The following is a 17,476-nucleotide window of genomic DNA, read 5'->3' as shown; positions in this document are numbered from 1 at the left end:
TAGAGGCAGGGCGTGGCTGCGCAGCTGCGTGCCGGGACGCTAGTCTAGCAGTCCGGCGGGGTTCGCCGGGCAAGGGGTCGATATGAGCGGGCGCACGCGACGGGGCCGGCGCTGGATGGACGAGCACGTGGCCGACGAATTCGTGCAAAAGGCGCAGCAGGAAGGCTGGCGTTCGCGGGCCGTGTACAAGCTGCAGGAAATCCAGGAAAAAGACCGTCTCATCAAGCCGGGCATGACCGTGGTCGATCTCGGCGCAGCCCCCGGGGCCTGGAGCCAGTTCGCAGCGAAGTTGGTCGGCCCGCGCGGGCGGGTGATCGCGCTGGACCTGCTGCCCATGGATCCGCTGGGGGACGTGGAGTTCATCCAGGGCGACTTCCGGGAGCAGGAGACGCTGGCCGCACTGGAGGCGGCGTTGGGCGATTCCCGGGTGGGACTTGTGTTGAGCGACATGGCCCCCAATATCAGTGGCATGTCCAGCGTCGACCAGCCGCGCGCCATGTATCTCGCGGAACTGGCGCTGGAATTTGCGCGCAGCCGCCTGGCGCCGGGAGGCGGCGCGGTCATCAAGGTGTTCCAGGGCGAGGGCAGCGACGCGCTGGTGGCCGAGGCGCGCCGGCTTTTCGAAACCGTCCGCCAGCGCAAGCCGAAAGCTTCCAGGGACAGGAGCCGGGAATTTTACCTGGTGGCAGGAAACTACGGCGTCATGTAGTGTCTAAGCGGTCACGGGCGCATGACCCGTGCCGGGACTTGAGGAGCAGTTTCGTTGAACGACCTAGCCAAGAACATCGTATTGTGGATCGTGATCGCGGTCGTGCTGTTGACCGTGTTCAACAGCTTCGGCACCGCGCCGCGCGTCGCCCAGGACATCCCGTATTCGGCCTTCCTCGAGCGCGTCGACGACGGCTCGGTGAGCGAGGTCGTGTTCGAGGGCGACAAGATCAACGGCACCTTCAGCAGCGGTGAACGCTTCACCACCTTCAGCCCCGAGACCGACAACCGCGCCCTCATCGGCGAGCTGAAGGCCGCCGGCGTGGACTTCCGCTCGGCCCCGCCGCAGCGGCAGTCCTTCCTCATGCAGTTGTTCATCTCCTCCTTCCCCATCCTGCTGCTGATCGCGGTCTGGATCTACTTCATGCGCCAGATGCAGGGCGGGGGCGCCGGGCGCGGCGCGATGTCCTTCGGCAAGAGCCGGGCGCGGCTGCTCGGCGAGGACCAGGTCAACGTGACCTTCGCCGACGTCGCCGGCGTGGAGGAGGCCAAGGAAGAAGTCAGCGAGATCGTCGATTTCCTCAAGGACCCGGCCAAGTTCCAGCGCCTCGGCGGCAAGATCCCCAAGGGCGTGCTGATGGTGGGTTCGCCGGGCACCGGCAAGACCCTGCTCGCCCGCGCCATCGCCGGCGAGGCCAAGGTGCCGTTCTTCACCATTTCCGGCTCTGACTTCGTCGAGATGTTCGTCGGCGTCGGCGCCTCGCGCGTGCGCGACATGTTCGAGCAGGCCAAGAAGCACGCCCCCTGCATCATCTTCATCGACGAAATCGACGCCGTCGGCCGCCACCGCGGCGCCGGCCTGGGCGGCGGTCACGATGAGCGCGAGCAGACGCTGAACCAGCTGCTGGTCGAAATGGACGGCTTCGAGGGCAACGAGGGCATTATCGTCATCGCCGCCACCAACCGTCCCGACGTGCTCGACCCGGCGCTGCTGCGCCCGGGCCGTTTCGACCGCCAGGTCGTGGTGCCGCTGCCTGACGTGCGCGGCCGCGAGCAGATTCTCAAGGTCCACATGCGCAAGGTGCCCCTGGGCGACGACGTGCGCCCGGCGATCATCGCGCGCGGCACGCCCGGGTTCTCCGGCGCCGACCTCGCCAACCTGGTCAACGAGGCCGCCCTGTTCGCCGCACGCGCCAACCGGCGCACGGTGACCATGGAGGAGTTCGAGAAGGCCAAGGACAAGATCATGATGGGCGCCGAGCGGCGCTCCATGGTCATGAGCGACTCCGAGAAGAAGCTCACCGCCTACCACGAGGCCGGCCACGCCATCGTCGGCCTGAACGTGCCGGACCACGACCCGGTGTACAAGGTCAGCATCATTCCGCGCGGCCGCGCCCTGGGCGTGACCATGTTCCTGCCCGAGGAGGATCGCTACAGCTTCAGCAAGCGCCGCCTGGAGAGCCAGATCGCGTCGCTGTTCGGCGGGCGCATTGCCGAGGAGCTGATCTTCGGCGCGGATGCGGTGACCACGGGCGCTTCCAACGACATCGAGCGGGCCACCGGCCTGGCCCGCAACATGGTCACCAAGTGGGGGTTGTCCGAGCGTCTCGGCCCGCTGGCCTACAGCGAGGACGACGGCGAGATCTTCCTCGGCCGCTCCGTGACCCAGCACAAGCAGGTCTCGGACGTGACGGCCCACGCCATCGACGAAGAGATCCGCGCCATCATCGACAACAACTATCGCCGCGCGCAGCAGATCCTCGAGGAGCACATGGACAAGCTCCACACCATGGCCGGCGCGCTGGTCAAGTACGAGACCATCGACGAGCAGCAGATCAGGGACATCATGGCCGGCAAGGAGCCGCGCCCGCCCGCCGACTGGACCGACAACCCGCCGCCGGTGCCCGAGGAGGAGCGTCCGGCCGCGCAGGGCGACAAGGGCGCGCCGCCCATCGCCGGGCCCGCCAGCCAGCACTAGCACCATCGGCGCGGCCGGGTCGCGATATCATCCCCGGATGACCGGCCGCGCCCTCCAGCTCCGTACCCGCGGGATCGATCTCTCCAGGCCCGTGGTGATGGGGATCCTCAACGTCACGCCCGACTCCTTTTCGGACGGGGGGCGCTTCGACGATACGCAGCGCGCCGTGGCGCATGCGCTGGCCATGGCGGCGGCGGGCGCGGCCCTGCTCGATATCGGCGGCGAATCGACGCGGCCGGGCGCAGAGCCGGTCCAGGCTGCGGCGGAGCTCGGGCGCGTGCTGCCGGTGCTCGAGGCGCTGGTTGCGGCCGGGGCGCCCCCGGTGTCTGTCGATACCACGAAGCCCGAGGTGATGCGCGCAGCGGCGGCGGCCGGGGCCGAGATGATCAACGACGTCATGGCCCTGCGGGCTCCCGGGGCGCTGCAGGCCGCGGCGGAAAGCGGCTGCGCCGTCTGCCTGATGCACATGCAGGGGGAGCCCCGCACCATGCAGCAGGCGCCGCGCTACGACGATGTTGTGACGGAGGTCTACGACTTCCTCGCCCGTCGGGTGGAGGCTTGCACCGCGGCCGGCATCGAGCTGGCACGCATCGTGGTGGACCCGGGCTTCGGGTTCGGCAAGACGCTCGAGCACAACCTGCTGCTGATGCGGGGGCTGGCGCGTTTCGCCGGGCTGGGCGTGCCGCTGCTGGTCGGCGTGTCGCGCAAATCCATGATCGGCGCGCTCACGGGCCGCCCGGTGACGGAGCGGCTCGCCGGCGGGCTCGCGCTGGCGACACTCGCGGCACAGGCGGGGGCGGCTATTATTCGCAGCCACGACGTCGAAGCCACGCGCGATGCGCTCGAGGTGACGGCTGCAGTGTTGGCGACAGGGGACGACGGAGAACAGGGATGAGCAGACGCTATTTCGGCACTGACGGCGTGCGGGGCACGGTGGGGACACCGCCCATGACGGTGGACTTCGCCTTGCGGCTGGCCAGCGCGGCGGCCCGGGTGCTGGCGCCCGACGGGGGCACCGTCCTGATCGGCAAGGACACGCGGCTGTCCGGCTACATGTTCGAGGCGGCGCTGGAGGCCGGCTTCACCGCGGCGGGCGTCGACGTGCTCCTGGTCGGACCGCTGCCCACGCCGGGCGTGGCTTACCTTTGCCGTGAACTGGGTGCCGAGTTCGGGCTGGTCATCAGCGCATCGCACAACCTCTACGACGACAACGGCATCAAGATTTTCGCCGCGGGGGGCGAGAAGCTCAGCGACGTGCAGGAGCAGGCGATCGAGGCCCTGCTGGATGAGCCGCCGCTGACGCGCGAGTCGGCGGCGCTCGGGCGGGCGCGGCGCGTGGATCACGCGCGCATCGACTACCAGGAGTTCTGCAAGACCATGCTGCCGCAGGGTACGGACCTGGGGGGGTTCAAGCTGGTCATCGACTGCGCCCACGGCGCGGCTTACAAGGTGGCGCCGCGCGTGCTGGCCGAGTTGGGCGCCGAGATCATTCCCATCGGCTGCTCCCCGAACGGGCGCAACATCAACCAGGGCTGCGGCTCGACCCAGCCGGAACTGCTGGCCACCACCGTGAGCGGGGTCGGCGCGTGCATGGGCATCGCCCTGGACGGCGACGGTGATCGCTGCGTGCTCGTGGACACGAAGGGCAAGTTGGTGGACGGCGACCAGATCCTGTTCATCCTCGCGCGCGACGCGGCCGAGCGCGGCGAGCTGCGGGGGCCGGTGGTGGGCACGGTGATGAGCAACCTCGGCCTGCAGCAGGCCCTGGAGGGGCTCGGCATCGACTTCCGGCGTGCCGCGGTCGGCGACCGCAACGTCATGGCCATGCTCAGGCAGGCCGGCGGGCAGCTCGGCGGGGAGACCTCCGGGCACATCATCAACCTGGCGCGCACGTCGACCGGCGACGGCCTGGCCACGGCGCTGCAGGTGCTCGAGGTGATGCGCCGCACCGGGCGCAGCCTTGCGGACCTGGCCGGCGACATGCCGAGGCTGCCCCAGGTGATGATCAATGTGCGGGTCGCGCAGCGCCTCGGCCCCGACGCCGAGGCCGGCGTCGCCGTGTCGGTGGAGCGGGCAGAGCAGACCCTGGGGGACGACGGCCGGGTGGTACTGCGTGCCTCGGGCACGGAGCCCGTGATCCGGGTCATGGTGGAGGCGCGCGACGCAGCGCAGGCGCGCACGACCGCGGAACAGCTGGCCGAGGTGGTCCGGGCGGCAGCCGGACATTGATTTCCCCCGGGGCTGCGGCTAAAGTGCCGCGCCTTCACGGGACGGGAGACCGCGATGAGACAGAAGCTGGTCGCTGGTAACTGGAAGATGTATGGCTCGCGGGCCATGACGCGCGCGCTGGTGGCCGGCCTGGCGGCCGAGTTTGCCGACGGGGCGCCGTGCGAAATCGCGGTGTGTCCGCCGTTCCCGTTCCTGGAGGAGGCCTGTCGCGCGGCCGGGGGCACGCCCGTGACGGTGGGCGCCCAGGATGTTTCGGACCGGGACGAGGGCGCGTTCACCGGCCAGGTGTCGGGTGCGATGCTCGCGGAGATCGGTTGCCGGTACGCGATCGTCGGCCATTCGGAGCGCCGCAGCCTGAACGCCGAGGACGACGCGCTGGTGGCGGCCAAGTTCCTGGCGGCCCAGCGGCACGGCCTGGCGCCGATCCTCTGCGTGGGCGAGAGCCTCGAAGAACGAGAGGCGGACCGGACCGAGGAAGTGGTCGCACGCCAGGTGCGCGCGGTGCTGGCGGCGGCCGGGATCGAGGCCTTTGCGCGGGCCGTGATTGCCTACGAGCCGATCTGGGCGATCGGCACCGGGCGCACGGCGACCCCGGAGCAGGCGCAGGCGGTGCATGCATTTATCCGTGGCCTACTGCGCGCGGAAAATGCTAATATTGCCGACTTCGTGAAGGTGCTGTACGGCGGGAGCGTCAAGGCCGCCAATGCAGCCGAGATTTTTGCCATGCCGGATGTCGACGGCGGGCTCGTGGGCGGCGCCTCGCTCGAGGTCGAGGGCTTTGCGAGCATCTGTCGCGCAGCCGGCTGAGTTACGGATACCAGGACCAGATGCTTCAGACTCTAGCTACCGTGAGCCATGTCTTCCTCGCCGTGGCCATCATTGCGCTCGTGCTGCTCCAGCGCGGCAAGGGTGCGGATGCCGGCGCGGCCTTCGGGGCCGGCGCGTCCGGGACCGTGTTCGGTTCCCGCGGCACGACCTCGTTCCTCAGCAGGTCGACGGCCGTGCTGGCGACACTGTTTTTCATTACGAGCCTCGGGCTCGCGTACCTCGCTGGCCAGCGGAGCGAGCCGGACAGCATTCTCGAGCGCGTGCCGGTGACGGCGCCCGCCGGGAATGAAGCGCCGACCGCCATCCCGGTGCCGGCACAGGACGGCGACACGCCTGCATTGCCTGCAGCCGAGCCGCCGGCCGAAGAGCCGCCGCCGCCGCCGCAATAAGCGGCTGCAGCTGGGGCGACCACTGTCTTAATGCGGATGTGGTGGAACTGGTAGACACGCTGTCTTGAGGGGGCAGTGGCGCAAGCCGTGTCGGTTCGAGTCCGACCATCCGCACCATCTTCTCGCCCACCGGGCCGGGGAATCCGGCCCGGCCGGGCCGGCGAAAAACAGGAACGGGAATGCTCGAGAATTACCTGCCCATCCTTGTTTTTCTGGTCATCGCTGCAGTGCTGGGCGGCGTGCTCCTGTCGCTGGGCTTCCTGCTCGGACCCCGCCGGCCTGACGAGGCCAAGACTTCACCTTACGAGTGCGGCTTCGAGGCCTTCGAGGACTCCCGCATGAAGTTCGACGTGCGCTACTACCTCGTCGCCATCCTGTTCATCATCTTCGATCTCGAGATCGCCTTCCTCTTTCCGTGGGCGGTTTCCCTCGACGTGATTGGTGGCTTCGGCATGCTGGCCATGGCGGTGTTCCTGCTCATCCTCGTCGTGGGCTTCATCTACGAGTGGAAGAAAGGGGCGCTGGAGTGGGATTGAACGCCCCGCTGCCAGAGACGCTGGGGAAGAGCCAGAAGCCCGGCATCGTCACCACCTCCGTGGACGCAGTAGTGAACTGGGCGCGTACCGGGTCCATGTGGCCGATGACTTTCGGCCTGGCCTGCTGTGCGGTGGAAATGATGCATGCCGGCGCGGCGCGCTACGACCTCGATCGCTTCGGCATCCTGTTCCGCCCCAGTCCGCGCCAGTCGGACGTCATGATCGTCGCCGGCACGCTGGTCAACAAGATGGCACCGGCCCTGCGCAAGGTGTACGACCAGATGTCCGAGCCGCGCTGGGTGATTTCCATGGGCAGCTGCGCCAACGGCGGCGGCTACTATCACTACTCCTACGCCGTGGTGCGCGGCTGCGATCGCATCGTGCCGGTCGACGTCTATGTGCCGGGCTGCCCGCCGACCGCCGAGGCGCTGCTGTACGGCATCTTGCAGCTGCAGAAAAAAATCAAGCGGACCAACACCATCGCGCGATGAGCAGGAAGAGCGAAACACTGGCGGCGCGCCTGCACGAACTGTTCGGCGACAGCCTGGAGCAGGTGATCGGGCATGGGGGCGAGCTCGGCATCACCGTGCCTGCGGAGCAGCTGCTCGAGTCCGCCACCGCCTTGCGCGACGCGCCCGGGCTCGAGTTCGCCATGCTGGTCGACCTGGCGGGTGTGGATTACCTGACTTACGGCATGGACGAGTGGAAGACGCTCCAGGCCACCGCCTCCGGCTTCAGTCGCGGCGTGCGGCGCGGCTCGCCGCCGGTCTCCCCGGATACGCCCAGGCGCTTCGCCATCGTCTGCCAGCTCCTGTCGCTGAGCCTGAACCAGCGCCTGCGCCTGCGTTGCTATGCGCCGCCGGGCGACCCGCCGTGCCTGCCCACGCTGACCGGGATCTGGCCGTCGGCCAACTGGTTCGAGCGCGAGGCCTTCGATCTTTTCGGCATCCTGTTCGACGGCCATCCCGACCTGCGCCGCATCCTCACGGACTACGGCTTCATCGGCCATCCGTTCCGCAAGGATTTCCCGCTCAGCGGCCAGGTCGAGGTGCGCTACGATCCGGCGCAGCAGCGGGTGGTGTACGAGCCCGTGCAGATCGAGCCGCGCACCCTGGTGCCGCGGGTGATCCGCGACGATCACCGCTACGACCCGGCAATCAAGGACTGAGGCCGTGGCGGAGATACGCAACTTCACCATGAATTTCGGTCCGCAGCACCCGGCGGCCCACGGCGTGCTGCGCCTGGTGCTGGAGATGGACGGCGAGGTTATCCAGAAGGCCGATCCGCATATCGGGCTGCTGCATCGCGCGACCGAGAAGCTCGCGGAGAGCAAGCCGTATAACCAGTCGATCGGCTACATGGACCGGCTCGATTATGTCTCCATGATGTGCAACGAGCACGCTTACGTCATGGCGATCGAGCGCCTGCTCGGCGTCACGCCGCCGCTGCGCGCGCAGTACATCCGTGTCATGTTCGACGAGATCACCCGCATCCTCAATCACCTCATGTGGCTGGGGGCGCACGGGCTGGATATCGGCGCCATGACCATTTTCCTGTACTGCTTCCGCGAGCGCGAGGATTTGATGGACTGCTACGAGGCGGTCTCGGGCACGCGCATGCACGCGACTTATTACCGCCCCGGCGGGGTGCACCGCGACCTGCCGCTGGAAATGCCGCGCTACCAGGAGTCGCGCTTCCGCAGCAAGAAAGAGACGGCGCGCCTGAACGAGGCGCGCTCCGGCTCCTTGCTCGACTTCATCGAGGATTTCACCGACCGCTTCCCGGCCTGCGTGGACGAATACGAGACGCTGTTGACCGACAACCGGATCTGGAAGCAGCGCACCGTGAACATCGGCGTGGTGTCGCCGGAGCGTGCCGTCGCGCTGGGTTTCACCGGACCGATGTTGCGCGGCTCCGGCGTCGAGTGGGACCTGCGCAAGAAGCAGCCCTATGCCGCCTATGGGCAGATGGATTTCGACATCCCCGTCGGCGTGAACGGCGACTGCTACGACCGTTATCTCGTGCGCGTGGAAGAGCTGCGCCAGTCCAACCGCATCATCCGCCAGTGCGTGAAATGGCTGCGGGAGAATCCCGGGCCGATCTCGATAGACAACCACAAGATCGTGCCGCCGCGCCGGGTGGAGATGAAAGGCGACATGGAATCTCTCATTCACCACTTCAAGCTTTACACCGAGGGCTATTGCGCACCCGCAGGCGAGGTCTACGCCGCCGTGGAGGCGCCGAAGGGCGAGTTCGGCTGCTACATGGTGTCCGATGGCGCCAACAAGCCGTACCGGGTCAAGCTGCGCGCGCCGGGCTTCGTGCACATGGCGGCGCTGGACGAAATGGTGCGCGGCCACATGCTGGCGGACGTGGTGGCGATGATCGGCACCATCGACGTGGTGTTCGGGGAGGTGGACCGGTGAGCGGGACGAACGTGCTCTCGGCACACGTGCGCGAGGAGATCGACCGCTGGGTGGCGCGCTTCCCGGAGGGGCGGCAGCGCTCCGCCGTGCTGGCGGCGCTGCGCGCGGCGCAGCACGAGAATAACGGCTACCTCACGCCGGCGCTGATGGACGGCGTCGCGGATTATCTCGGCCTGCCGCCCGTGCAGGTCTACGAGGTGGCGACTTTCTATTCCATGTTCGAGACCGAGCCCTGCGGACGTCACCACGTATCCGTCTGCACCAACGTCTCCTGCATGCTGCGCGGCGCCGACGACTTGTTGCGCCACGTCGAGAAGAAACTCGGCATCAAGGTGGGCGAGAGCACGCCTGACGGGCGCATTTTCCTGAAAAAGGAAGAGGAGTGCCTCGCGGCCTGCTGTGGCGCGCCGATGATGATGGTGGACCACGTCTACCACGAGAACCTGACGACGGCGAAGATCGACGAGATCCTGGAGGGACTGGACTGATGGCCCGGCCGTTGAACCAGGTCTGTTTCGCGCCGCTCGCTCATGATGCCTCGTGGACGCTGTCGGTGTACGAGTCGCTCGGTGGCTACCAGGCCTGGCGCCGGATCCTCGCCGAACGGCCGGCGCCTGAGAGCATCGTCGACGAGGTCAAGGCCTCCGGCCTGCGCGGGCGCGGTGGCGCGGGTTTCCCCACCGGCCTGAAGTGGAGCTTCATGCCCAAGGATCCCGCGCTGCAGAAGTACGTGGTGTGCAACTCCGACGAGAGCGAGCCTGGCACCTGCAGCGACCGCGACATCCTGCGCTTCAACCCGCATGCCGTGGTGGAGGGCATGGCGATCGCCGGGTACGCCATGGGCGCCACGATCGGTTACAACTACATCCGCGGTGAGTTCCTCGCCGAGCCGGTGCCCCGCTTCGAGGCTGCAGTGCGCGAGGCCTACGAGGCGGGATTGCTGGGCAGGGATATCCTCGCTTCAGGCGTGGACTTCGACCTCTACACTTTTGTAGGCGCCGGCGCCTACATTTGCGGCGAGGAGACCGCGCTGCTGGAGTCATTGGAAGGCAAGCAGGGCAAGCCGCGCTTCAAGCCGCCTTTCCCGGCCAACAAGGGCCTGTACGGCAAGCCGACCACCATCAACAACACCCAGACCTTCGCCTCCGTGCCGACCATCCTGCGCCACGGCGCAGCCTGGTTCTCGGACCTGGGCGTGGAAGGCTCCGGCGGCACTGCGATCTTCTCGGTGTCCGGCCACGTCGAGCGGCCGGGCAACTTCGAGGTCGGCCTGGGCATCCCCTTCGCCGAGCTGCTGGAACTCGCGGGGGGCGTCTGGAAGGGACGCAAGCTCAAGGCCGTGATCCCGGGCGGCTCCTCGGCCCCGGTGCTCCCGGCGGAGGCCGTCATGGCGGCGCGGATGGACTTCGACTCCATCAAGAAGGCCGGCTCCATGCTCGGCTCCGGCGCGGTCATGGTGATGGACGAGACCACGTGCATGGTGCGCACCCTGGAGCGCATCTGCCGCTTCTACCACATGGAGTCCTGCGGCCAGTGCACACCCTGTCGCGAGGGCACGGGCTGGATGCACCGCGTCGTGCAGCGCATCCTCGCCGGCCAGGGGCGCAGCGAGGACCTGGACCTGCTCGACGGCGTTTCGCGCCGCATCGAGGGACACACGATCTGCGCCTTCGGCGATGCCGCGGCCTGGCCGGTGCAGAGCTTCATCCGCCACTTCCGCCCGGAATTCGAGTACATGATCCAGCACCGGGGGCGCAGCATCCTGGAGAGCACCACAGGGACGCAGGCCGCCTGATGAGCGACGACATGGTCAACATCGAGGTCGACGGCGTGCCGATGCAGGCGCGGCGCGGCCAGATGATCATCGAGGTCACGGATGCCGCCGCGGTGTACGTGCCGCGCTTCTGCTACCACCCGAAGCTGAGCATCGCCGCGAACTGCCGCATGTGCCTGGTCGAGGTCGAGAAGGCGCCCAAGCCGCTGCCGGCCTGTGCCACGCCGGTGATGGAAGGAATGAAGGTCTTCACGCGGTCGCCGCGCGCCATCGCTGCGCAGAAGGCGACCATGGAGTTCCTGCTGATCAACCACCCGCTGGATTGCCCGATCTGCGACCAGGGCGGGGAATGCGAGCTGCAGGACCTGGCCATGGGCTACGGCTCGGACGTGTCGCGCTTCACCGAGCGCAAGCGCATCGTCAAGGACAAGAACCTGGGGCCGCTCGTCTCCACCGACATGACCCGCTGCATCCATTGCACGCGCTGCGTCCGCTTCGGCCAGGAAATCGCCGGCATCCAGGAGCTCGGCACCATGGGCCGCGGCGAGAACACGGTCATCGGCACCTACATCGAGCACAGCGTCGACCACGAGCTGTCCGGCAACATCATCGACGTCTGTCCCGTGGGGGCGCTGAACAACAAGCCCTACCGCTACCGTGCACGCGCCTGGGAAATGACCCAGCACGAGATGGTGTCGCCGCACGACTGCGTGGGCGGGCAACTCTTCACGCACACGCTGCGCGGCAAGGTCATGCGCAACGTGCCGCGCGAGTGCGAGGAGATCAACGAGACCTGGGCCGCCGACCGGGATCGCTTCGGCTGCCACGGCCTCTACGCCGAGGACCGCCTGGAGAAGCCCATGCTCCGCAACGAGCGAGGCGCATGGGAAGAGGCCAGCTGGGAACAGGCCTTGTTGCGCGTCGGCGAGAGTTTCAAGGCCTGCGCGCCGGAGAACATGGGTTTCCTTGCTGCCCCCGGCGCCACGCTGGAGGAGCATTACCTGCTGGCGCGGCTGGCGCGCGGGCTCGGCACGGACAATATCGATCATCGCCTGCAGCGGCGCGATTTCTCGTCCCAGGCCGCGGATCCGCTCCTCCCTGGCCTGGGATTGCCGCTCGCGGACGTGGAGACACTGGATGCCGCGTTGGTGGTCGGCTCCGAACTCAGGCTCGAGGCGCCGCTGCTGGCGCATCGCCTGCGCAAGGCGGCACTGGCCGGGGCGCAGGTCGGTTTCGTCAACCCGGAGCCGCTGCAGTGGCGCTTCCCGGTCGCAGCGGAGCTGGTGGCCGATGCGAGCGCACTGGCCGGCCGGCTTGCGGACGTCGTGGCCGCGGCACTGGAGTCTGGCGCTGCCGACCTCCCGGCGGAGCTTGCGGACCAGCTGCGTGAGCGCACGCCCGACGTCGCAGCGCGTCGCATGGTGGAGGCGCTCAGGGGCGAGGGTGCGCGCGTGGTCTGGCTGGGGCTGGCGGCGCAACGCCACCCCGGCTACGCGGAACTCCAGGTGCTGGCTGCGGCCCTGTCGCGCCTCACCGGCGCCCGGCTCGGGTACCTTGGCGAAGGTGCGAACAGCACCGGCGCCTGCCTGGCCGGGGCATTGCCGCATCGTGCCGCAGGGGGGCAGGGCGTCACTACGCCCGGACTGCACGCTGGCGCGATGCTCACGAGCGGCCTCGAGGCGGTCATGCTGCTGTCCTGCGAGCCTGAACACGATACGGCGGCCGGCGAGGCCAGCCTGGCGTCTCTGGCCAGCGCCGGGTTCGTCGCCTGCCTGACGCCGTACGCCACACCGGCCATGAAGGAATACGCCGACGCCCTGCTGCCCGTGGGTACCGCCTACGAGACCTCGGGCACTTTCGTGAATTGTGCGGGTCGCTGGCAGAGCTTTGCCGGTGCCGCGCGACCGGTGGGTGAAGCGCGACCGGCCTGGAAAGTCCTGCGGGTGCTCGGCACGCAGCTCGGCCTGGACGGGTTCGACTACATGTCCTCCGAGGAGGCGCGCGAGGAGCTGCGCGCAGGGCTGGAGACTGTACAGGTCGAGGCCCCCGAGGTGCCGCTGCGCGCTGTGAGGCTGCGCCACGCAGGTGCCTGGAGCGAGCCCGGTCCCTATGCCACGGACATGCTGTTGCGTCGCTCGCGCCCGCTCCAGGAGACACTGATCGCCCAGGCTGGCGCGAGGCGGCGCACATGATGGAGCTGTGGACAGGTCTGCCCGCGGAGCTGCAGCGCACGCTGATCATCACGCTGCAGATCGTGGCCGTGCTGCTGCCCCTGATTCTCACCGTCGCGTACCTCACGCTGGCGGAGCGCAAGGTGATCGGCTGGATCCAGAACCGGATCGGTCCCAACCGCGTCGGCCCGAGGGGGCTGCTGCAGCCCTTTGCCGACGTCTTGAAGCTGCTGCTCAAGGAAATCGTCGTTCCCTCGAAGTCCAGCCGCTTCCTCTTCATCATCGCGCCGCTGTTGGCGATCGTGCCGGCCTTCGCGACCTGGGCGGTGATCCCGCTGAGCCCGGAGTTCGTGCTGGCCGACATCAACGCGGGCGTGCTCTACGTGCTTGCACTGACCTCGATGGGCGTCTACGGCATCATCCTCGCCGGCTGGGCCTCGAACTCGAAGTACGCGCTACTCGGCGCCATGCGCTCGGCCGCCCAGATCGTGGCTTACGAGATCGCCATGGGCTTCGCCCTGGTGGGCGTGCTGATGGCCGGTGGCAGCCTCAACCTGGGCGAGATCGTGCGCGCCCAGGAGGGCAGCCTGTTGCACTGGTTCTGGTTGCCGCTGTTGCCGCTGTTCGTGGTCTATTTCATCTCCGGCGTCGCCGAGACGAATCGCGCTCCCTTCGACGTCGCAGAGGGCGAGTCGGAGATCGTCGCCGGATTCCACGTGGAATATTCCGGCATGGCCTTCGCCGTGTTCTTCCTGGCAGAGTACGCCAACATGATCCTGATCGCGGCCTTGTCCGCGACCTTCTTTCTCGGCGGCTGGCTTTCGCCCTTCCAGGGTATACCGGGGCTCGACGGCACCTTCCTCGCTGCGCCCGGCTTTTTCTGGTTCGCGCTGAAGACCTCCCTGTTCCTGTTCTGCTTCCTGTGGTTCCGCGCCACCTTTCCCCGCTATCGCTACGACCAGATCATGCGTCTCGGGTGGAAAGTGTTCATCCCGCTGACCCTGGCCTGGCTGTTCGTCGTCGGGGTCATGGTGTGGTTCCGCGTCGGCCCGTGGTTCGACTGATGAGAACACTGCGCAATCTCGCCCGGACATTCTTCCTCACCGAGCTCCTCGCCGGGCTGCGGCTGACTTTCCGCAACCTGTTCCGACGCAAGGTGACGCTGCACTACCCGGAGGAGAAGGCGCCCCAGTCGCCGCGCTTCCGCGGCCTGCACGCGCTGCGCCGCTACCCGAACGGGGAAGAACGTTGCATCGCCTGCAAGCTGTGCGAGGCGGTATGCCCGGCCCTGGCGATCACCATCGAGAGCGATGTCGGCGAGAACGGCCTCAGGCGCACCACGCGCTACGACATCGACCTGTTCAAGTGCATTTACTGCGGCTTCTGTGAGGAGGCCTGTCCGGTGGACTCCATCGTCGAGACGCGCATCCACGAGTACCACATGGAAAAGCCGGGTGAGAACATCATGACCAAGGAAAAATTGCTGGCCATCGGTGACAAGTACGAGGCGATGATCGCCGCGGACAAGGCCGCCGATGCGGGCTATCGATAGGGAATCGCTGTGATCGAGGCGGTCATTTTCTATTTCTTCGGCGCGGTGCTGGTGGGCGCCGCCATCGGCGTGATCGCCTCGCGTAATACCGTGCACTCGGCGATGTTCCTGGTGCTGTGCTTCTTTACCAGCGCCTTCCTGTGGCTGCTGCTCGAGGCCGAGTTTCTCGCCATCGTGCTGGTGCTGGTGTACGTCGGCGCGGTGATGGTGCTGTTCCTGTTCGTGGTCATGATGCTGGACGTGGGGGCGGATCGCCTGCGTGGCGGCTTCACCCAGTACGCGCCCATGGGCCTGGGCGTGGTGGCGCTGGTGGTCGGGATGCTCGGCCTGGTGTTGTGGACCCGCCCGGGCGAGCTCAGCATGCTGCAAGCGCCGGCGCGCGCGCCGGCCGACGCCAGCAACACCGAGGCCCTCGGCGCCGTGCTCTACACCGAGTACGTGTATGCCTTCGAGCTGGCGGCGTTGCTGCTGCTGGTCGCCATCGTCGCGGCCATCGTGCTCACCATGCGCAAGCGTCCCGGCATGAAGGTGCAAAACGTGTCGGCCCAGCACGCGGTGCGGCGCGAGGAGCGCGTGCGCCTGGTGCGCATGAAGCCGGAGCGCGAAGAATGATCGGCCTGTCTCATTACCTCACGCTCTCGGCCGTGTTGTTCACGCTGGCGATTGCCGGCGTGTTCATCAACCGGCGCAACCTGATCCTGCTGCTGATGTGCCTCGAGCTGATGTTGCTGGCGGTGAATTTCAACTTCATCATCCTGTCGCGCTTCCTCGACGATATCGCCGGACAGGTGTTCGTGTTCTTCATCCTCACCGTGGCTGCGGCCGAGGCGGCCATCGGTCTCGCCATCCTGGTGGTCCTGTTCCGCAGCCGGCCGAGTGTGCAGGTCGACGAGCTGGACTCGATGAAGGGCTGAGGCATGGAAAACGTTTACCTTGCCATCGTCCTCGCTCCCCTGGCCGCCGCGGTCATCGCCGGCCTGTTCGGCCGCCAGGTCGGGCGCGCCGGTGCGCACAGCGTGACGATCCTCGGCGTGGGCGTGTCCTTTGTTTTGTCCGCCTGGGTGCTGGCGGCGCTGCTGGCGGGCAATATCGCGCCCTACAACGGCACCGTGTACGAGTGGGCCGTGGTCGACGGGGTGCGCCTCGAAGTGGGGTTCCTGGTCGACCGTCTTAGCGCGCTGATGATGACCGTCGTCACCTTCGTCTCGTTGTGCGTGCACGTCTACACCATCGGCTACATGCGCGACGATCCCGGCTACCAGCGCTTCTTCAGCTACATCTCGTTGTTCACCTTCGCCATGCTGATGCTGGTGATGGCCAACAACTTCCTGCAGTTGTTCTTCGGCTGGGAGGCCGTCGGCCTGGTGAGCTACCTGCTGATCGGCTTCTGGTACAAGAAACCGTCCGCAGTGCATGCCAACATGAAGGCCTTCCTGGTGAACCGGGTGGGGGACTTCGGCTTCTTGCTGGGCATTGCCGGAGTGCTGTTCTGGTTCGGCAGCCTGGATTACGCGACGGTGTTCGGGCGCGCGCCGGAGGTGGCCGGGGCCACCGTGGAGATTTTCGACGGCCACGCCTGGTCGGCGATGACGCTGGTCTGCATCCTGCTGTTCATCGGCGCCATGGGCAAGTCGGCGCAGGTGCCGCTGCACGTGTGGCTGCCGGATTCCATGGAAGGCCCGACGCCGATCTCCGCGCTGATCCACGCCGCGACCATGGTGACGGCGGGCATCTTCATGGTGGCGCGCATGTCGCCGCTATTCGAGCTCTCCACCACGGCGTTGTCGTTCATCCTGGTGATTGGCGCGACCACGGCGTTCTTCATGGGATTGCTCGGACTGGTGCAGAACGACATCAAGCGGGTCGTGGCTTATTCCACGCTCTCGCAGCTCGGCTACATGACGGTGGCCCTCGGCGCCTCGGCCTACGCCGCAGGTATCTTCCATCTCGCCACGCACGCCTTCTTCAAGGCGCTGCTGTTCCTCGCCGCCGGCAGCGTCATCATTGCCATGCACCACGAGCAGGACATCCGCAAGATGGGCGGCCTGAAGCGCTACATGCCGGTGACCTACTGGACTGCCCTGCTGGGCTCGCTTGCCCTGATCGGTTTTCCCGGTTTCTCCGGCTTCTTCTCCAAGGACGCCATCATCGAGGCCGTGCATCACGCCGAGCTCCCGGGTGCCGGGTATGCCTACGCCTGTGTCCTGGCCGGCGTGTTCGTCACGGCGTTGTACAGCTTCCGCATGTTCTTCCTGGTGTTTCATGGCCCGGAGCGCTTCGACGACCACACGCGCAGCCACCTGCACGAGACGCCGCTGGTCGTGACCGGCCCGCTGGTCGCGCTCGCCGTGCCTTCGGTGCTGGCGGGCTGGCTGGCCATGGAGAGCGTGCTGTTCGGCACCTTCTTCGGCGACGCCATATTCGTGCTGCCGTCGCAGGACACACTGGGCCCTCTGGCCGCCACGGCAGGGACGCCCGGCGCGATGCTGGCGCACAGCCTGGTGACGCCGACACTGTGGCTCGCGCTCGGCGGGCTCGCCGCGGCATGGTTCCTTTACCTGAAGCGTCCGGACCTGCCCGCAAGGATAGCGGCGCGGCTGCCTGGTCCACGCGCCCTGCTGGAGCAGAAGTATTACTTCGATGCGGTCAACGAGCAGCTGCTGGCGCCGCTGGCGCGAGGTCTCGGCAGTTTCCTGTGGCGTCGCGGCGATAGCGCGCTGATCGACGGGCTGCTGGTCAACGGTTCCGCGCGACTGGTGGGCTGGTGCTCCGGGGTGGTACGCCAGTTGCAGAGCGGGTACCTGTACCACTATGCCTTCGGCATGTTCATCGGCCTGGCGGTCATGCTCGCCTGGCTGGTGCTGGTCGTGGCGAGGGGATAGGGC

Annotated in this window: 18 protein-coding genes and 1 tRNA gene; all 19 read left to right on the top strand. The window is 67.4% G+C overall.

All coding sequences use genetic code 11. The features are described 5' to 3' along the window. Window positions 1-82: 82 nt before the first annotated feature. The 19 genes from rlmE (at window position 83) to nuoL (ending at window position 17,473) form a co-directional block, all read left to right on the top strand. On the top strand, window positions 83-709 hold the full coding sequence (gene rlmE, locus G8346_RS06280) for a 23S rRNA (uridine(2552)-2'-O)-methyltransferase RlmE (RefSeq protein ID WP_166049259.1): 627 nt from the start codon (window positions 83-85) through the stop codon (window positions 707-709). A 54-nt stretch (window positions 710-763) separates the two neighbouring features. Then, window positions 764-2,686: an ATP-dependent zinc metalloprotease FtsH gene (gene ftsH / locus G8346_RS06275; protein ID WP_166049257.1), complete on the top strand. Its 1,923-nt coding sequence runs from the start codon at window positions 764-766 to the stop codon at window positions 2,684-2,686. A gap of 37 nt (window positions 2,687-2,723) precedes the next feature. After that, window positions 2,724-3,581, top strand: coding sequence for a dihydropteroate synthase (folP, locus tag G8346_RS06270; protein WP_166049255.1), 858 nt, complete (start codon window positions 2,724-2,726; stop codon window positions 3,579-3,581). Beyond that, a complete protein-coding gene (gene glmM / locus G8346_RS06265; RefSeq protein WP_166049253.1) occupies window positions 3,578-4,915 on the top strand; it encodes a phosphoglucosamine mutase in 1,338 nt (445 codons plus the stop codon). Before folP ends, glmM begins: the two co-directional genes overlap by 4 nt. Before the next feature lie 54 nt (window positions 4,916-4,969). Then, window positions 4,970-5,722, top strand: a complete 753-nt coding sequence (gene tpiA / locus G8346_RS06260) for a triose-phosphate isomerase (protein WP_166049251.1) — start codon at window positions 4,970-4,972, stop codon at window positions 5,720-5,722. A 20-nt stretch (window positions 5,723-5,742) separates the two neighbouring features. After that, a complete protein-coding gene (gene secG, locus G8346_RS06255; RefSeq protein ID WP_166049249.1) occupies window positions 5,743-6,132 on the top strand; it encodes a preprotein translocase subunit SecG in 390 nt (129 codons plus the stop codon). A 32-nt stretch (window positions 6,133-6,164) separates the two neighbouring features. After that, window positions 6,165-6,249 (top strand) — tRNA-Leu (locus G8346_RS06250). Between the two features lie 62 nt (window positions 6,250-6,311). Further along, the gene (locus tag G8346_RS06245; protein WP_166049247.1) at window positions 6,312-6,668 is read left to right on the top strand and encodes an NADH-quinone oxidoreductase subunit A; all 357 of its coding nucleotides are present in this window, start codon (window positions 6,312-6,314) and stop codon (window positions 6,666-6,668) included. 20 nt (window positions 6,669-6,688) lie between these two features. Continuing rightward, window positions 6,689-7,159, top strand: a complete 471-nt coding sequence (locus tag G8346_RS06240) for an NADH-quinone oxidoreductase subunit B family protein (protein WP_166049560.1) — start codon at window positions 6,689-6,691, stop codon at window positions 7,157-7,159. Continuing rightward, entirely contained in the window at window positions 7,156-7,836 is a 681-nt protein-coding gene (locus G8346_RS06235) for an NADH-quinone oxidoreductase subunit C (protein ID WP_166049245.1), read from the top strand. Before G8346_RS06240 ends, G8346_RS06235 begins: the two co-directional genes overlap by 4 nt. Window positions 7,837-7,840: 4 nt before the next feature. Beyond that, window positions 7,841-9,094, top strand: coding sequence for an NADH-quinone oxidoreductase subunit D (locus G8346_RS06230; RefSeq protein ID WP_166049243.1), 1,254 nt, complete (start codon window positions 7,841-7,843; stop codon window positions 9,092-9,094). After that, the gene (nuoE, locus tag G8346_RS06225; protein WP_166049241.1) at window positions 9,091-9,582 is read left to right on the top strand and encodes an NAD(P)H-dependent oxidoreductase subunit E; all 492 of its coding nucleotides are present in this window, start codon (window positions 9,091-9,093) and stop codon (window positions 9,580-9,582) included. The genes G8346_RS06230 and nuoE overlap by 4 nt, the downstream gene beginning before the upstream one ends. Next, window positions 9,582-10,889 carry an NADH-quinone oxidoreductase subunit NuoF gene (gene nuoF, locus G8346_RS06220; RefSeq protein ID WP_166049239.1) on the top strand — a complete coding sequence of 436 codons (1,308 nt, stop codon included), beginning with the start codon at window positions 9,582-9,584 and terminating at the stop codon, window positions 10,887-10,889. Before nuoE ends, nuoF begins: the two co-directional genes overlap by 1 nt. After that, window positions 10,889-13,060, top strand: coding sequence for an NADH-quinone oxidoreductase subunit NuoG (gene nuoG, locus G8346_RS06215; RefSeq protein ID WP_166049237.1), 2,172 nt, complete (start codon window positions 10,889-10,891; stop codon window positions 13,058-13,060). Before nuoF ends, nuoG begins: the two co-directional genes overlap by 1 nt. Further along, the gene (nuoH, locus tag G8346_RS06210; RefSeq protein WP_166049235.1) at window positions 13,057-14,103 is read left to right on the top strand and encodes an NADH-quinone oxidoreductase subunit NuoH; all 1,047 of its coding nucleotides are present in this window, start codon (window positions 13,057-13,059) and stop codon (window positions 14,101-14,103) included. Before nuoG ends, nuoH begins: the two co-directional genes overlap by 4 nt. Beyond that, entirely contained in the window at window positions 14,103-14,591 is a 489-nt protein-coding gene (gene nuoI, locus G8346_RS06205) for an NADH-quinone oxidoreductase subunit NuoI (protein ID WP_166049233.1), read from the top strand. The genes nuoH and nuoI overlap by 1 nt, the downstream gene beginning before the upstream one ends. A gap of 9 nt (window positions 14,592-14,600) precedes the next feature. After that, the gene (locus G8346_RS06200) at window positions 14,601-15,203 is read left to right on the top strand and encodes an NADH-quinone oxidoreductase subunit J (protein WP_166049231.1); all 603 of its coding nucleotides are present in this window, start codon (window positions 14,601-14,603) and stop codon (window positions 15,201-15,203) included. After that, the gene (gene nuoK, locus G8346_RS06195; protein ID WP_166049229.1) at window positions 15,200-15,505 is read left to right on the top strand and encodes an NADH-quinone oxidoreductase subunit NuoK; all 306 of its coding nucleotides are present in this window, start codon (window positions 15,200-15,202) and stop codon (window positions 15,503-15,505) included. The genes G8346_RS06200 and nuoK overlap by 4 nt, the downstream gene beginning before the upstream one ends. A 3-nt stretch (window positions 15,506-15,508) precedes the next feature. Then, window positions 15,509-17,473: an NADH-quinone oxidoreductase subunit L gene (gene nuoL / locus G8346_RS06190; protein ID WP_166049228.1), complete on the top strand. Its 1,965-nt coding sequence runs from the start codon at window positions 15,509-15,511 to the stop codon at window positions 17,471-17,473. The last annotated feature ends 3 nt before the right edge of the window (window positions 17,474-17,476 follow it).

Origin of the sequence: Thioalkalivibrio sp. XN279 (assembly GCF_011089885.1) — a bacterium.
Lineage (GTDB): Bacteria > Pseudomonadota > Gammaproteobacteria > Steroidobacterales > XN24 > XN24.
Note: the sequence above shows the minus strand (reverse complement) of the source record. Positions and strands in the feature narration are given on the sequence as shown.

Bases quoted from the DNA above. Each gene is read 5' to 3' on its own strand.
- rlmE (WP_166049259.1), top strand. From the start codon at position 83: ATGAGCGGGCGCACGCGACGGGGCCGGCGCTGGATGGACGAGCACGTG.
- folP (WP_166049255.1), top strand. From the start codon at position 2,724: ATGACCGGCCGCGCCCTCCAGCTCCGTACCCGCGGGATCGATCTCTCC.
- glmM (WP_166049253.1), top strand. From the start codon at position 3,578: ATGAGCAGACGCTATTTCGGCACTGACGGCGTGCGGGGCACGGTGGGG.
- tpiA (WP_166049251.1), top strand. From the start codon at position 4,970: ATGAGACAGAAGCTGGTCGCTGGTAACTGGAAGATGTATGGCTCGCGG.
- secG (WP_166049249.1), top strand. From the start codon at position 5,743: ATGCTTCAGACTCTAGCTACCGTGAGCCATGTCTTCCTCGCCGTGGCC.
- G8346_RS06245 (WP_166049247.1), top strand. From the start codon at position 6,312: ATGCTCGAGAATTACCTGCCCATCCTTGTTTTTCTGGTCATCGCTGCA.
- G8346_RS06235 (WP_166049245.1), top strand. From the start codon at position 7,156: ATGAGCAGGAAGAGCGAAACACTGGCGGCGCGCCTGCACGAACTGTTC.
- nuoF (WP_166049239.1), top strand. From the start codon at position 9,582: ATGGCCCGGCCGTTGAACCAGGTCTGTTTCGCGCCGCTCGCTCATGAT.
- nuoG (WP_166049237.1), top strand. From the start codon at position 10,889: ATGAGCGACGACATGGTCAACATCGAGGTCGACGGCGTGCCGATGCAG.
- nuoH (WP_166049235.1), top strand. From the start codon at position 13,057: ATGATGGAGCTGTGGACAGGTCTGCCCGCGGAGCTGCAGCGCACGCTG.
- nuoI (WP_166049233.1), top strand. From the start codon at position 14,103: ATGAGAACACTGCGCAATCTCGCCCGGACATTCTTCCTCACCGAGCTC.
- nuoK (WP_166049229.1), top strand. From the start codon at position 15,200: ATGATCGGCCTGTCTCATTACCTCACGCTCTCGGCCGTGTTGTTCACG.
- nuoL (WP_166049228.1), top strand. From the start codon at position 15,509: ATGGAAAACGTTTACCTTGCCATCGTCCTCGCTCCCCTGGCCGCCGCG.